Source organism: Paenibacillus sp. cl6col, assembly GCF_900102125.1.
Lineage (GTDB): Bacteria > Bacillota > Bacilli > Paenibacillales > Paenibacillaceae > Paenibacillus_B > Paenibacillus_B suaedae.
In genome coordinates this window covers 19,551-34,790 of record NZ_FNAZ01000013.1, presented here as the reverse complement: position 1 = coordinate 34,790, position 15,240 = coordinate 19,551, and the positions used below count along the sequence as shown (strand labels likewise).

Annotated in this window: 13 protein-coding genes and 1 pseudogene; all 14 read right to left on the bottom strand. The window is 48.3% G+C overall.

All coding sequences use genetic code 11. The features are described from left to right. Window positions 1-122: 122 nt before the first annotated feature. Window positions 123-1,199: a LacI family DNA-binding transcriptional regulator gene (locus BLS15_RS25350; protein WP_021257309.1), complete on the bottom strand. Its 1,077-nt coding sequence runs from the start codon at window positions 1,197-1,199 to the stop codon at window positions 123-125. Window positions 1,200-1,320: 121 nt separating this feature from the next. After that, window positions 1,321-4,395, bottom strand: coding sequence for a beta-galactosidase subunit alpha (gene ebgA, locus BLS15_RS25345; protein WP_090514421.1), 3,075 nt, complete (start codon window positions 4,393-4,395; stop codon window positions 1,321-1,323). Window positions 4,396-4,721: 326 nt separating this feature from the next. Further along, a complete protein-coding gene (locus tag BLS15_RS25340) occupies window positions 4,722-5,297 on the bottom strand; it encodes a putative ABC transporter permease (protein ID WP_028533342.1) in 576 nt (191 codons plus the stop codon). A gap of 93 nt (window positions 5,298-5,390) precedes the next feature. After that, window positions 5,391-6,044 (bottom strand): hypothetical protein, encoded by a 654-nt coding sequence (locus BLS15_RS25335; RefSeq protein WP_051614175.1) that lies wholly within the window; start codon window positions 6,042-6,044, stop codon window positions 5,391-5,393. Between the two features lie 268 nt (window positions 6,045-6,312). Continuing rightward, complete coding sequence (locus BLS15_RS25330) at window positions 6,313-7,413, bottom strand: AI-2E family transporter (RefSeq protein ID WP_021257313.1); 1,101 nt, start codon at window positions 7,411-7,413, stop codon at window positions 6,313-6,315. A gap of 129 nt (window positions 7,414-7,542) precedes the next feature. Then, window positions 7,543-7,941, bottom strand: a complete 399-nt coding sequence (locus BLS15_RS25325; RefSeq protein ID WP_021257314.1) for a DoxX family protein — start codon at window positions 7,939-7,941, stop codon at window positions 7,543-7,545. Between the two features lie 98 nt (window positions 7,942-8,039). Then, entirely contained in the window at window positions 8,040-8,888 is an 849-nt protein-coding gene (locus BLS15_RS25320; protein WP_021257315.1) for a M56 family metallopeptidase, read from the bottom strand. A 3-nt stretch (window positions 8,889-8,891) separates the two neighbouring features. Further along, window positions 8,892-9,305, bottom strand: a complete 414-nt coding sequence (locus tag BLS15_RS25315) for a BlaI/MecI/CopY family transcriptional regulator (protein WP_021257316.1) — start codon at window positions 9,303-9,305, stop codon at window positions 8,892-8,894. A gap of 77 nt (window positions 9,306-9,382) precedes the next feature. After that, window positions 9,383-10,834 carry a cardiolipin synthase gene (gene cls, locus BLS15_RS25310; RefSeq protein WP_021257317.1) on the bottom strand — a complete coding sequence of 484 codons (1,452 nt, stop codon included), beginning with the start codon at window positions 10,832-10,834 and terminating at the stop codon, window positions 9,383-9,385. Window positions 10,835-10,908: 74 nt separating this feature from the next. Continuing rightward, window positions 10,909-12,174: a GerAB/ArcD/ProY family transporter gene (locus BLS15_RS25305; protein WP_021257318.1), complete on the bottom strand. Its 1,266-nt coding sequence runs from the start codon at window positions 12,172-12,174 to the stop codon at window positions 10,909-10,911. Window positions 12,175-12,228: 54 nt separating this feature from the next. Then, complete coding sequence (locus BLS15_RS25300) at window positions 12,229-12,447, bottom strand: hypothetical protein (protein WP_021257319.1); 219 nt, start codon at window positions 12,445-12,447, stop codon at window positions 12,229-12,231. A 5-nt stretch (window positions 12,448-12,452) separates the two neighbouring features. After that, window positions 12,453-13,658, bottom strand: coding sequence for a Ger(x)C family spore germination protein (locus tag BLS15_RS25295; RefSeq protein ID WP_021257320.1), 1,206 nt, complete (start codon window positions 13,656-13,658; stop codon window positions 12,453-12,455). A 36-nt stretch (window positions 13,659-13,694) separates the two neighbouring features. Further along, window positions 13,695-14,981, bottom strand: a pseudogene (locus BLS15_RS25290) (spore germination protein); the annotation flags it as partial. Beyond that, the coding region (locus tag BLS15_RS29155) for a hypothetical protein (protein WP_217635874.1) at window positions 14,969-15,240 on the bottom strand (272 nt) is incomplete at its 5' end. The pseudogene BLS15_RS25290 and the gene BLS15_RS29155, both read right to left, overlap by 13 nt.

Sequence of the window (15,240 nt, the reverse complement as noted above, 5' to 3'; positions counted from 1 at the left end):
TGGCCAGCCATTTTATTATTCGTGCATATGAATTCCTAGATCCCTCCATGTACACAAAAGGAGCCCAATTCCTAAGAATTGGACTCCTTCACCATTCCGAATGTTCCATTGTGTTCTACATCTTAACGCAGTCTGGCAGCTGGCCCGCAGCTCTCCCGCACGATCAGCTCTGTTGGTATCATAACCTTCTTGCCAATGATCCGCTGCTTCTCCAGCCGCTCCATCATGAGCTCCAGCGCCGTATCCCCGATACAGTCACTATGCAGTCTTACTGTGGTAAGCGCAGGGGTCATGAATTGAGCAACCGCAATATCATTGAAGCCAACCACACTAATATCCTCCGGCACTCGCAAGCCACGCTCCTGTATGGCTCGAATCGCACCGATCGCCATAGAGTCATTCGCCGCAAGGACGGCGGTACAGCCGCGTACAGATGCAATTAGCTCCTTCGTCAAACGGTAGCCATCTTCGGCTGAGAAGGTTCCGACACGCACCAAGGATGAATCAAAGATTCCCGCTTCCTTCATCCACCTCTCGTAGGCGACCTCGCGCCGATCCGCTGTCGAGGCTCCGTCCAGCACGTCTCTTCCGCCTACATACGCAATACGCTCATGTCCTAATGCACGAATATGCACCAGTGCCTGCTCTACAGCATCATGCAGATCGACCGTCACAATATCCGATTTGCGATCCCAAGGGACATCATCCACATATACGATTGGAGAAGAGGAGAGCTGGAGTTCATGCAGCTGACCTGACCCAATCGGTCCAACCACGATGAACCCCGATGCAGCAGAAGCAGGAAGGGAGCGTTCTCCCTTCTTGCCTACCTCTACAAGCTGCACGCCTCTCTCCCGAGCTGCTTCTTCTATCGCAAGCCGCACCGTTAAATAATACGGATCATTCAGCTCCTCACTCTTGTCATAGGTCATGACAACTCCGATCGTGTTCTGACTCGCCCTAATTTGCACAGGAGCAGGCGGTTCCGCTATCGGTACGGGCATCGAAGGCTCCGGCGCAGCCATCTCCATCGTCCGCTTCTTCCGCTTGTACTTGTTATAGCCGAGCTCTTCAGTCGTTTCCATAATGCGGCGCCGCGTCTCGTCTGATACCGACAATGTCTCATCGAAGTTCAGCACGCGAGACACCGTGGATATCGACACACCAGCCCGCTCCGCAATTTGTTTCAGGGTAGCCATTTCGCCCTCCAATCGTGATGCGTCGCCAGCAATCCGTCATTCCGTTATTCCGTCATTCTTTCATTTCCTTACGATTGTACTGTATTCTTGCCCAAAAGCATAGAGGAAAGCCTCGCGATTGCTAGTTGCGGCGCAGCGTTTCCTTCGCCTTCATCACATCTGAGATTTCCTTATTCGAATATACAGACAGCTTCAGATTCAGCTCGAACGGCTCAAATCCACTGCGATATTGACTCAGCTGGCGCTGTCCGCAGGAATTCGAGCCTAGACCATTCTGCTTCGCATCGAGATGCAGCACAATGTAATCCCGCTTCTTCAAATCAACCGTATGCTTGGCAGCATCCAAATCCTTAACTTCATAATAAGAAGCACTGAAGTCCATCTTCGGATACGCAACTGCCATGATCCCTACCCCATAACGATCCGCCAAGCGAACCCAGCGGCAGTCCGTATGATTGCCATTTTCCTGTGGATGCACGTAATTCGTGAACATTTCATCCACCGTCCGCTCATAGACTCCGAACTGATTTGCCTGCTTGGAATCTACATACGACTCCCCAGGGCCTCTGCCATACCATTTTCCATTCTCACAAGCAGCACGTACACGAAGTTCCACACCAACGCGCGGAATCATCTCCGGCGCCTGCTCCTTCACGCCACCCGGCTCGCCGCTCACATCGAGCAGCACATCGCCATTCGGGTAGATGCGATAATCATAACGGGAACGGTAATGCCAAGCGGCGTTCGTCGTTCCATTCAAGACAGACACCGTCACACGGACAACATTGCCTTCCTGTGCATAGGTGACACCTTCTATAATTTCATGCATCAAATGCATAAATGTCTTAGTTCGGTAATCATCCACGACATACATATCATTATCGATCGGTGCGCGCCAGAACTGCAGCTTCGGGCCCTCTTCCACAACCGTAGTGCCATGATGTGTCCATGAGGTCATGCGGCCCTTGACTGTATCGAAGCGAATGCTGAATTCTTCCCCGCGGACGATGAGCTCACAGTGTCCCTCTTCCATCGTAAGCGTGCCGCTCGGCTCGATGTACAGCATCTCAGCGGCAATTGGCAGGAGGAATTGCGCCGTCGCCAATTCATGTCCTGCTTGTGCCCAGGCGCAATCACTCTTCAATGCATAAGAAAGATTCACATAGTAGTCCGTTCCCGGTTCAGGTGAGAAATCGAGCGAGTACCCCAGCTCCACTTCCTTGCATGTACGCGCAGCGATGCCAGTAATGTCCGCTTCGCCTGTCTGCAAAATGCAGTCATCCTTCACAATCGAGTAGCGAAGTGCCAATTGATCTAGCGATGCAAAATCGTACTTGTTGCTGACACGGATCAAGCCGCGCTGCAAATCAACCTCATGCGTATGAACAGGCTCAATGACCTTCTTATATTCCTGCAATCCCGGTGAAGGGGTACGATCAGGCATGACAAGTCCGTCAATACAGAAGGCTCCATTCGTCGGATCGTCACCGAAGTCTCCGCCATAACGGTAATAGACGCGGCCCTGCTCATCGATCGTCTGGATGCCATGATCACACCATTCCCAGACGAATCCGCCTTGCAGCTTATCATGTGCGTAGAATAGATCTTGATACTCCTGCATATTGCCTGGGCCATTGCCCATTGCATGAGCATATTCGCACAAAATGTGCGGCTTTGCAGAGTTCTCAATAATATACTGCATCGTCTTCCGCTCCGGATGATCCAGCCACGTATACATCGTCGAATATACGTCCGCAATATCCGTATCTCTGTCCCCTTCATAATGAACGAGGCGTGTCGGATCCATTTCCTTCGCACGGAGACCCATCGCTCTGAAGTTGCGGCCATAGCCTGATTCGTTGCCAAGCGACCACATGATAATACAAGGATGATTCTTATCCCGCTCAATCATGCGCTCAATACGATCGACGTATGCTTTCTCCCATGCCGGATCATCCGTAATCCAATTAAAGTTGTCTGTCAGCTCGAAGCCGTGGCACTCCAGATCCGTCTCATCGATCACATACATACCATACACATTGCACAGCTCATATAAGCAAGGCGAATTCGGATAATGCGCCGTACGGATCGCATTAATATTGTGCTGCTTCATGAGGCGAATATCCTTCTCGATATCATCGCGCGATACAACACGTCCTGTAATCGGATGCGCATCATGGCGGTTGACACCCTTCAGCTTGATGGCAATCCCATTGACGGTGAATGTGTCCCCCTTCAATTCAACAGCACGGAAACCCACCTGCTGTGGAATGACCTCAATGACCTCATCCCCGTCTGTTAAGGTGAAGAGAAGGGTATATAAGTACGGCGTCTCCGCACTCCATAACTTCGGAGCCGCAATTGGGACAGCAGTCGCGATGCGTTCGCCCGCAGGCATATCGCCGCAGGCTACCCGTTGTCCAACTGCATCAAGCAGCTCGTAAGACAGCGTGTGTCCCTGCTTCGCACCACGAATATCTGCGCTCAGGCGCAGGATCGCATTCGTAAAAGTAGAATCCAGTTCTGTGACCACTGTAAAGTCTTCAATCCCCGCAAGCGGCTGGGCATACAATTCGACATCACGGAATATACCGCTAAGCCACCACATGTCCTGATCTTCAATGTACGTTCCATCCGACCATTGATACACGCGGACACACACTTCATTCTGCCCTGCTTCTACATAGCTTGTAATATCAAATTCACTCAGCAGTCTTGCACCCTTGCTGTAACCGACTTCCTGCCCGTTCACCCATACATGGAATGCGGAATCAACGCCATGGAATCGCAAAATCACCTGCTGATTGTTCAGCCATTGCGGGCTAATCGCAAAGCTGCGCTTATATATTCCTGTCGGGTTGTCTGTCGGCACATAAGGCGGATTAATCGGGAAGTTGTACCATAGATCCGAGTAATGCATATTGCCATAACCCTCAAGCTGCCAGTTGCTCGGCACCGTAATGTCGTCCCAGTTCGAGCAATCAAATGATGGCCGCTCGAATCCCGGCGGCGAATACTCAGGCGCTTCCAAATAAGCGAACTTCCATGTACCATTCAAGCTCTTCCATTGATGCGCATACTTCGGCTCGTCCAGCAAGGCTAGTTGTCGATTCGGATAGGAGCGAAAGTACGCTCTCCCTTTCATACGGTTACAATTTGTAACACCCACATTTTCCCACTGCTTCATCACACGCATAGTACGGCCTCCTGCCACGGGGATTCCTCACACGAACGATATCCATTTCCATCCGTCTCACCATTCGTTCCGTCTGAGATGTTGGATGAATCACATCTTCACTTTCTAATAAAATTTTACCTGAGCTTAGTAAAATTCACAATCGTTTTAGTAAAATAATTTACTGATCATTTATTTTTTTACTAACCATCACACGGTATTAGTAAAACTTTTAGTAAATACATGTTTTCCCTTTAAAATGGGTAATAACAACAAAAAGAAGAGCGGAGACGTTTTGTCTCCGCTCTCGCAACCTTGATTTTACTATTATTTTACCTAAATTTTACTCAACTTCGACTGTCTGCCATCGACTTTCCTTCACGTCTTCGCGACCATACGGTCCACGCCATGTCCACCCAGAAATAAATGACGAACATCGGGCATACCATATTCCAGATTGCTGAAATTTGCACGTAGCCAGCCTCTAGCAAGGGATGCAGTCCGTACACAACCGCTAGCGATAAAAACATCCAGCATAGTGAAAAGGAGAGACAAACATGGCCTTGAAGCTGTATCCGATATGAAGAATAGTCCCACCATTTGCGATAAAATACCTTCTCCAGCATTAAGCCGCTCACATATTCAACAGACGTCGGAATGACGAAGCTCAGCAGCAGAATGAGGATCCAATTGCCACCTTTTTCGACATAAGGTAGCAAGAGAAGGGGAGCAACTCCATACATAGGTTTGAATGGCCCTTGCAGGAAGCCCTCCTTCCAGAAACGGCCCGTTGTTAACTTACTGTATATGTTCTCAAGCAGCCACCCTCCGAACGAGTAGACCATAAAATAAAAAACGGCAGCCAATGCATCATTGGCTGCTGCTCCTGTAACTTGCAGCGGAACTGGCACATGTGCCACCATAACGCATAACCTCCTTATGCCTGCATCAGCGGCATATCTCAAGCTACACGTAGTATGGTTGTATTCCGCACCACATATTCCCTGTTGTCTCGATTATTCAACGATAATAAGGCTAGCGTGCGACTGTCCTGGAAGGGAGAAAGTCATTGCCAGAGAGTGGAAGGCCTTCACTTTCTGCCCTTCCTTCAAATCCGCCAATTTCAAAGCTACACCTTGCTTGTCCATAATGTATGTTTCTTTCGAGATATTCAAAACGACGTCATTATTAATATTGCCATCATTATCAACATCGACATGAACACGACCATTCACATCGCCATCTGTTTTTGTTACTGTCAGCACTTTGCCTTCCTTAACCACTGTTTCACCTTTAACAACGATTTTTTCGGCACCAACCGTACCCGGGAATGTCATTAACATAATTGGTCCATACTGAACCTCTACAACTGCGCCTTCTTTCAAGGCTTCCTTGCTGAGCGTCTGTCCCTTCTCGTTCACGATAACCGTGTTGTCTTGTACATTAATATGCAAATATTGTTGACCACGGAGAACAAATTTACTTCCGTTCCCCGACTCAATAATTCCTTGTGATGTCACATGTTCTTCTGGCAATGTCGAGCCCTCCTCTACAGGGTGAGACGATACGACATGACCTTGAATGGTCTCAGCAGCTACTGCTCCAGCGAATGGTACGCTAAGTACCGCCATAATTGATGCAATTGCCAAGCCTTTGTTCCATTTTTTCATTTTAAATTCCTCCTCTAATCTCATGTTGTTAGGGCACACCTATGTACCTACTTCTTGATGCCTTACGATTATTCGGTTTGTCTTCATAGACGGAGGAAGTATGCATAATGTTGCATAAAAAATAATTTGAATATGTATTCAATCCTATATGTGTCTTGCTTATGTCCAGTCCTGCCCTTACTAGCTTTACCGCTAGCATATAAAAAGGTGCCAGAGGGAGAGCACACGATCCCCCTTTGGCACCTTATTCCTTATTATCTGTTCGTTCCTACTGCTCACCAATACGACGTTGAATAAATGAATCTACCGCCGTCTTAAGCACTGCAACAACTGGGACGGCAATGAACATGCCCAAAATACCGAACATAGCGCCTCCAATAATAATCGCAAAGATAATCCAAATGGGACCTATGCCCACTTTATTACCTACAATTTTCGGACCGATATAATAACCGTCGAACTGTTGGACAATGAAAATAAACAACGTAATCCATAGCGTCTGTTCTGGTGATACGAACAACGTAATGATACCGACGAACAACATCCCCATAAATGGACCGAAGTACGGGATCACATTCGTTACGGCCACAAGCAAAGCGGACAACAGCGCATATGGCGCTTGAATAATAAGGAGTCCAATGAATACGATACTGCCTACGACCGTTGCATCCAAAATGACCCCTACAAAATATTGCGAGAAAATTATATCCATTTTTCTCACGAAATCAATGACGCCTTCAGCCCGTTCCTTCTTAAGCAGGCCATGTAAAGTGCGCTTCGCGCCTGTCCCAATCTTCTCCTTGTCCTTCAACAAATAGATCGAGACGATAAAACCGATAACGAGATTCAACAGCGCAGACGTAAAGGTAAACAAGCTGGACAGCAAATTATTCAGCATCAGCTTCAAGAAGTCACTAATTTGACTGGAGACGGAGCTGAAATGCTCGCTAATGCTGCTCGAGATTCCGGATTGAATGAACCATTCCTTACTCATGACATTGGCCTGCAGCCATATCTTCGTACTCTCCATATAGATCGGCATATCTGCCAGCAATGTGCTTACACTCTCAATCACCCGCGGTGTAATAACCGTAATCAGCAGTACAATAATGCCGAAAAACAAGGTATACACGGCTATAATACTAACGAATCGCTTCGATTTTGTCCTAGCTAGCAGCCTCTTCTCCAATAGATTGACAAGTGGGCGAAGAAGGTAGGCAATAAAACAAGCGATAAAAAACGGTGTAAGCATAGACAATAAGGCTACAACTCCACTAAGCACATAAGCAATATTGTCGATGAGCTTGTACACTATCACTGCAATGGTGAATAGCCCCAAGTAGCGCAGTGTTCTTCGATTCTTAAGCATGGCATCCCCCTGATTGCTAATTCGTACACGTATAACTTAGTATAGCGATTTTCTCAAGAAATGAAATAAATATGAAAAAAGCATTTTCTCATCGACATCATCGATGAGAAAATGCTTCTTATTTCGGTCTTATTGAGCTGCCTTGCTGCGACGGAACAATACGCGATCAAGCGAGTAGTCCGCCCCTCCGCTTACTACTAAGTACAACGACATGGCTGCAAGCGCAATATCCAATTCATAGCCGCCTACGAAGCCCATTTGCAGCTTCACCGTGAAGATAGCCATAAGCATAATGACGGTAAACGCCGCCCCAATCCATCTTGTACCCAGACCAACGATGAGCAGAAGGCCTCCAATCAATTCAACAGCCGCGACAACGTATCCCATGAATCCCGGAATACCCAGACTTTCGAAGAAGCCTGCTGTATTGTCGAGACCCCCTTGGAACTTCTCTAGGCCGTGAATGAAGAAAATAATCCCTAACGCAAGCCTGATGAACAATGTACCTAATCCTTGATTTACTGACATAATAAAACGCCTCCTATTTAACATAATATGTGTTAGTATGGTTAATTCATGAATCTTCAATTAAAACTACACATTGTAGTGTAAAACTCTAAAAAAAATTAAGGCATAGCAGCAAAGAACAATAAACATAATGCAAGCAATACTTGCAGCGACACAATAGCCGGCGTAAACGGCAGCTTCATCGGAATATCTGTATCTGGCTCCAACAGCTGACGAATCCGGTAATTAATCGATGTATCTGCGAATGAGACATACGCAAATGGCATGCGCGGTGCCTTGCCTTGCTTCAACATCTTGAGCAGTGCGCTTCCTAAGTGTGCCGATGTTCCGAGACGTCCAATGGCGTAATGATCGGCCAGCACTTCACGGATGATGTTATACTGCTGCTTCGACCATCTCATAATTGGCATATACCACATGACCGAAGCGAGAAGAGACATAATGAACATCCGCAATGGATCTCGGTGCATCTGATGGAAAGCCTCATGATGGACAACAGCTTCCAGCTCATCGTCATCAAGCAGTTCCATTAAGCCGGTCGATACGACCACGATTGGCAACCATAGCCCCATCGTGAACGCGATCGGGGAAGCATGCTCGACAATCATCATTCGCTGCTTGCCTTCATAGAACCGACTATTCATCTGAAGCGTCAGCTCCTGACTGCGATACGCATGCAGCTTCCAGTATGCTTTGCGAGACAGCCACATCTGCCGGATGAACAGGATCAGCACGCTAATAAGCGTACAGAACACATAGGCATCAAGCACGTACACGAACTTGGACAATCCGTAGTTCTGCATGAGCGTGGAGCACGCCTCGACGAGATTGAAGTGCAGTTCCCATCCGGCAAGCACCTTCATCGCATATAGTACCATTTGACAGAACAACACGGCTGCAATTAGAAGCATCGAACTGAAAATGAACGTAGATCGATTTTTCCACATTGTCTATTTATCCTTTTTCAATTGCTTGATTTTTTGTTCCAATTTGTCCAGCAGCCCCTCATCTACATCCTCCAAGGCATCCAGCATGTGATTCACGACAAGCGGACCGAATTCATCCATCAGCTCATGCGTTAATTCCTTGGACTGCGTATCGAGGAAGGCATCCCGACACAATACTGGTCGGAATAAGGAAGAACGCCCCTCCGTGCGCTTGACCAGGACTCCCTTATCCACGAGTCGGTTCATGACCGTCATGACGGTGTTGAAGTTGACGCACTTCTCTGCCTCAAGCTTCTTCTGCACGTCCTTAATCGTCATTTCAGAACCTTCCCACAGGACAGACATAACCTTGGCCTCCAGCGGCCCGAAGAACCGGTTCAATCCACTCTCGTGGAATTTGAAGTTATGAATTTTCATCGTGGAATTCCTCCCACTACAAATTGTAGTGTGATCGCAACTCGATGTCAAGTATGTCCATAATTAGGTATTACACATTATAATATCGGCGACACCAGACGTGCGATGGATTCTACAAATCGGTGACGGATTGACCGCTTCTGGTACGTATCCCAATTTAACGCGATAGACTCCTTCATATCCTGCTCGAACAACTTGTCGAGCTCTCCCGCTACCGCTTTGTCATAGAGGAAGGCATTAACTTCGAAGTTCAAGCTGAAGCTGCGATGATCCAGATTCGCCGTACCAACCGTAGCAGCCCATCCATCTACAACCATCGTCTTGGCATGCAGGAAACCCTTCTCATACCAATAGCACTTGGCACCAGCACGAAGCAATTCACCAAGATACGCATTTGATGCCCATTGTACCAACTGACTGTCCCCCTTCTTCGGAATCATGATGCGTACATCAACCCCAGATTGTACGGCAACCTTTAACGCGATGAGCACACTATCATCTGGCACGAGATACGGTGTCTGCACAGAGATGCGATCCTTGGCTTCAAATATTAGCTTAAGCAGTCCATTTCGGATTTGTTGCTTATCTGAATCCGGCCCACTGGCGACAATTTGGACAGCGGTAGTCCCAGTGTGAACGGGTGCAGGGAAGTAATGCTCATTAAAGGCAAGATACTGTTCAGACGCAATGGACCAATCGAGCAGGAATTGCCCTTGAAGCCGATGAACAGCCCCTCCTTGCAGCTCAAGATGAGTATCACGCCAATGTCCAATCTTCGGATCGAGTCCGACGTACTCATCACCGATATTAAATCCGCCAACAAACCCAACCTTACCATCCATAACCGCGATTTTTCGGTGATTGCGATAGTTGACACGCAAATTAAGATAAGGGATCCGCGATGGGAAGAAGCGGTATACTTCTCCACCTGCTTCACGCAGAGCTGCAAGATCCCTATCCTTCAAGGCAGGCGATCCAATATCGTCATACAGCAGCCTTACCTCGACACCATTCGCAGCGCGCTCCGTCAATGCGTCAATGATTCTGCGTCCGGTCGAATCCCCAGCAAGCTTGTAATACAGCAAATGGACATGATCTTCAGCATTTTGAATTCGATCAACTAGCCGATCCATCATCTCGTCCCCGTCTGCAATGACATTCACCTTGTTGTCCTGTGTTAAAGGAGAGTAGCTGCTTACCAAGTTCATATAAATAAGCGGTTCATAGTATTTCACGCCATCATCCTGATATTCGAAGGTTCCCTCCCGAATTCGCCGCACTTGAGCTGCAATTTCATCTCGAACAAGACGTTCATTCCGAGGCTTGATTCGATAGACCTTCCGTCGAGCCAGATTCTGACCGAACAAAATATAGAATAGGAATCCGATGAATGGGAGCAGCAAGAGGAGCATTAACCATGCCCACGTTCCCCCTACATTGCGTCTCTCTAGAAAAATAACGATTGCCGCAAATAATAAATTAATTATCGGTATCCATATCGCCGCCAGCTCCAATAGATGTGTCCACATAGATAAGCCGCTCCTGTTCCTTAAGATGACTCCATTGTACCATGAGAGAGGTGCATGCTCAGTCATTCATGTACTTAGCGTTCAGGAGGAGATGTTCGTCCACTGCTTGGCCGAAGAGCAGTAGGAGCATCATCCATGGGCACATCACTTCCGCCTCCTTTATCAATGAAGGTGGATCCGTTCTCAATCGCAGCCCCTTGCTCTTTGCATGATTCATTCTGAGGAGCACTCTCTTCTTGCTGTGTCTTCGCCTGAGCGTTGGATCGGTACGTATCAACTAACAGCAGGAGCAAGGGCAGGACAAGCCCGGGCAGAAGCGCATAGGTCGCCCAATGATCGAGCAGCTTGCTAAGATAGGGAGAATTCGGGATGAATAAGATCGACCAGCTGACCGTGATCATCCCTAGCGGAATGATGAGGAAGCGGTGTTCAGCTAGCTTCAAGGATTGGGCGAGGCCTACCGCAGTCGCATACAGAAGCAGCGCCATTCGGAAGTAGGTCGTCAAAAACCAAATGACCGCCATTACCGCCTCGATCCGCTCCAAAAAATTACCGATGCTGATTTTTTTGGCCAGCGCATAGGTCGGATACATATGCCGTGCCGTACTATCGGCTCCAAGGGTCAATATAGACAATAACGTTGTAATGATCAGGAACGCCCCGCCAATTATGCATCCCCACAGTAGAGCATTTGCCACTTTGCCTTGGTTCTTAACTGAAGGAAGAATCAGCAGCAAGATTGCCATGTCGAGGAAAGGAAAGCTAAAGAAGGTCAATCCCCCGCGAATGACCGGCACAAATCCACGTTCGAGAACCGGCAAGAACTGCTTCACTTCAACTTGCGGCATTACAAACAAAATAAAGCAAATAAATAGAAGCAGTACCCATGGGAAAAATATCTCAGCTCCTCGCGCAAACACTTCAATTCCAAGATAGGCACCGAAAATGATGATGAACATAAAAACAATATGAGTCGCCACAGCCGGTGTCTCCGGCATAATCTGCATCGTTATGAAATCGCCGATATCCCGCAGGGTAAGCGCCGCTGTGGTAAGTGCAAATCCGATAATGAAGCAAAGCGAAGCTGCCTTGCCGAGCACCTTGCCAAGGATCAACTCACAATATTCTGCTATCGATTGTCCCGGGTATCTTCGGCATAGGGCGGAGTACAGGGGGACGACGAGCAGGCCAAGACCTAAGGATAATAGAGCGGATAGCCATCCATCCTGCCGGGCTTCTTCCGCTAGGCTCGATGGGATAATCAAAATCGCACTTCCGATAATAAATAGTGCCGTCAAGATTGTCAGCTGACGAATACTTATGATGGATTGATCCTTCATCCGCCCTATCACCTCCTTGATGCAGCATCTCACTAGCTTGCTTGTCGTTATTTACTACAGAAATCGCCTCAAAGGCTTAAACACCATCATGATCCAATCCATAGGATTCGGTATCCTCATTTTCATCCCAAGGATGATACCAAACCCAGCAGCGATGAGCAGCATGATCAGCAGCACCCAGCGTTCCTTGGATAATTGCTGCCGCTTCATACGAGAGGATTCAGACAGGAAGGTGATCGCCGCGATTACAATTGAGCCAATACTGATCCACATCTCCCCTACTCCTTCACGTCATGCAAGAATGAGTTGCCAATTGTCCCTGTCCGTACGATCTTCAGATCCACTTGAATGTTGACAGGTAGCTCCTTGAACAGTTCCGACCACCGTTCCTTATGCTGATTCCAGTAACCCGGGTATGCCCGGTGGACAGCTTCGCCGAATCCGAATATATCTGCACCTACTGCCTGCGCTCGCTGCAGTGATTTGGTTGAATGGCTAATCATCACTTGTTCTGCCGCCTGCTCCAATTGATGTAAGGTAGACTGCTGGCTAGTATCCATTTCGCATTCAACATCCGCAACATTAGCCTCTGTTCGTATGAAGACGTTGATTTCTGGTCGATTATTCGTAACCTTTGCCTTCACCTTGGTCTTGGAATGAATAACCTCCACCCCCGCCTTCCCCCCAGACTTGCAGGGAATTTGAACATAGGTGTTCTGCAAATTATCGGTCAGGTTGCTGTATCCCTTGCTCTCCACCTCGTTCATCCATCCCATGAGCTTGTCGCCCTTGAAGATAGCTATGCCTGAATACTTTAATAGCGCCTGAGTCTCGATTAGCTCTACATTCTTCTTCTTTTTCCCTGCCTCACGGTCCCCTTGAATCAATATACCTGTCAGCACTGCATCCTTCCCGTAACTGGTCATATTCGTTATCAAATCATCCAACCGAACACCAACCGTCGGTGCCCATGTCTTATCCGACACCTCTAGCGACTTATACATTTTATTGGCAGGTATTTTATCGAGCGGCGTATAGAAGTTCAATATATCCCTCGCCGTAGTCCCCTTAGCAACCACGAGATAAAAATCAGTACGCAGCTCTTGATCACGCGATAAGAAATCAAGCGGCTTGCTGATGCCCTCGCGCGCCATTTCTTCTCCAAAAACAAAAATTCGCAGATGCGAGAAATACACCTTGCGAGGTGTAATCGTGGTCATGCGTCGTATCGCTTGGAACACCGTACTTCCCTTTGCGCTATACAGCGTTACAGGCGCTCTGTCGCCGCTAGGCTTGCGTGCCGACACCCCGCTTGGATCCACAACCTGTACAAATACCTCATACTGTCCATTGTCCGCTTTATCAATTCCCATTCCTACCGCAATGGCCAAATCATTCATCTCACGCCGATTCCAACAGCCGGAGACGAGCAGACCAAGCAGCAGAAGTAACAAGCAGCTGAGGAGAACGGATCTCCGCTTCATGACTGACGCCCCCCTTTTTTTCACTTGATGGTGTTGTTATTTTGTTGGCTTGGGCTTAGCTTGTTCCGGAGGCTGCTGCCGATTCTTATTGTTCGGGCTCATATAGCTTGGTCTTGTCCGCATTGCCCACTGCGGGAGCCGAAAGATTGTGTCTTTCTGATCTTTGATAATGATGGGTGCCAGCGGACTCATATAAGGGACACCAAAGGAGCGCAGGCTGCACAAGTGGAGCACAATGGCGACCAGACCGATGCATACCCCGAACAGCCCAAAAGATGCAGCGAGCAGCATGAGTGGAAAGCGAAGCATACGGAACGCATTTGACATGCTGTATGCAGGAAATACGAAGCTGCAAATCGCCGTCGTCGACACAACGATGACCATCGCAGCAGAGACGATACCCGCATCGACCGCAGCTTGTCCAATGACGAGCGTTCCCACAACTGACACTGCTGGCCCAATCATTCTTGGCATTCGGATTCCAGCTTCCCGAAGCAGCTCGAATAGAATCTCCATCATAATCGCCTCGATGACAGCAGGGAAAGGGATCCCTTCCCGCTGTGCCGCCAAGCTGATCAGCAGCTGCGTTGGAAGCATCTCCTGGTGGAATGTCGTAATTGCAACATATAGTGATGGCCCTAACAGTGCGATGAAGATACCGATATAGCGAAGGATACGAACTAGACTGCTAATATCTGAACGGAAGAAGTAATCCTCAGCCGCATGGAGGAAAGATACGAATAGCGCAGGAACTACAAGCACGGACGGTGTGCCATCTACGAGAATCGCAATCTTCCCTTCCAGCAGCTCTGCTGCAATGACATCTGGGCGTTCTGTATTGTACACGGTTGGGAAGGGCGTGAACGTCTTGTCCTGAATCAATTCTTCGATGTATCCACTCTCCAGAATGCCGTCAATATCGATTCGAGCCATACGGTCTCGTACCTCTTGTACGACCTTGTCATTGGCGATCCCTTGAATGAACATAATTGCGACATTCGTTTGTGTGAGACGACCGAACGACTTCGTCTCCACGCGTAAATCCTGATGCTTGATCCTTCTCCGAACCAGTGATGTATTCGTTCGTAGTGTCTCAGAGAACGCCTCACGAGAACCTCGAACAGATGGTTCTGTTGTTGCCTCTACTACACCGCGATCCTTCCATCCCTGTGTGCAGGCCGACAACCCCGTTGTATAACCATCCAGGAGCAATACTGTATTGCCAGACAGCACCCCTTGGAATACATCGTCGAAGCAGGTAACAGGCTCAATTTTCCCCACTGCAAGCACTCGCTCTTGCAATAGATTAATCATATCTGAAGACCCACCCGCCCCAGGCTGCGTGCCTTGTTGCGAACCTTGTTGCGCACCCTGTTGCAAACCTTGTTGCGAACCTTGTTGTGTTCCTTGTTGTGAGTCTTGTTGCATGCCTTGTTGCGGGCCTTGCTGCGCACCCTGTTGCCAGCATTGTTGCGGGTCTTGTTGCATGCCTTGTTGCGTACCTTGCTGTGTGCCTTGTTGCGTACCTTGTTGCATACCTTGTTGCGTGCCTTGTTGTGAACCTTGTTGCGAACCTTGTTGC

Excerpts from the sequence above, each read along its gene's own strand:
- BLS15_RS25295 (WP_021257320.1), bottom strand. The coding sequence starts at position 13,658 with ATGAAGCGGAGATCCGTTCTCCTCAGCTGCTTGTTACTTCTGCTGCTT.
- cls (WP_021257317.1), bottom strand. The coding sequence starts at position 10,834 with ATGTGGACACATCTATTGGAGCTGGCGGCGATATGGATACCGATAATT.
- BLS15_RS25325 (WP_021257314.1), bottom strand. The coding sequence starts at position 7,941 with ATGTCAGTAAATCAAGGATTAGGTACATTGTTCATCAGGCTTGCGTTA.
- ebgA (WP_090514421.1), bottom strand. The coding sequence starts at position 4,395 with ATGCGTGTGATGAAGCAGTGGGAAAATGTGGGTGTTACAAATTGTAAC.
- BLS15_RS25350 (WP_021257309.1), bottom strand. The coding sequence starts at position 1,199 with ATGGCTACCCTGAAACAAATTGCGGAGCGGGCTGGTGTGTCGATATCC.
- BLS15_RS25300 (WP_021257319.1), bottom strand. The coding sequence starts at position 12,447 with ATGTGGATCAGTATTGGCTCAATTGTAATCGCGGCGATCACCTTCCTG.
- BLS15_RS25330 (WP_021257313.1), bottom strand. The coding sequence starts at position 7,413 with ATGCTTAAGAATCGAAGAACACTGCGCTACTTGGGGCTATTCACCATT.
- BLS15_RS25315 (WP_021257316.1), bottom strand. The coding sequence starts at position 9,305 with ATGAAAATTCATAACTTCAAATTCCACGAGAGTGGATTGAACCGGTTC.
- BLS15_RS25320 (WP_021257315.1), bottom strand. The coding sequence starts at position 8,888 with ATGTGGAAAAATCGATCTACGTTCATTTTCAGTTCGATGCTTCTAATT.
- BLS15_RS25340 (WP_028533342.1), bottom strand. The coding sequence starts at position 5,297 with ATGGTGGCACATGTGCCAGTTCCGCTGCAAGTTACAGGAGCAGCAGCC.
- BLS15_RS25305 (WP_021257318.1), bottom strand. The coding sequence starts at position 12,174 with ATGAAGGATCAATCCATCATAAGTATTCGTCAGCTGACAATCTTGACG.
- BLS15_RS25335 (WP_051614175.1), bottom strand. The coding sequence starts at position 6,044 with ATGAAAAAATGGAACAAAGGCTTGGCAATTGCATCAATTATGGCGGTA.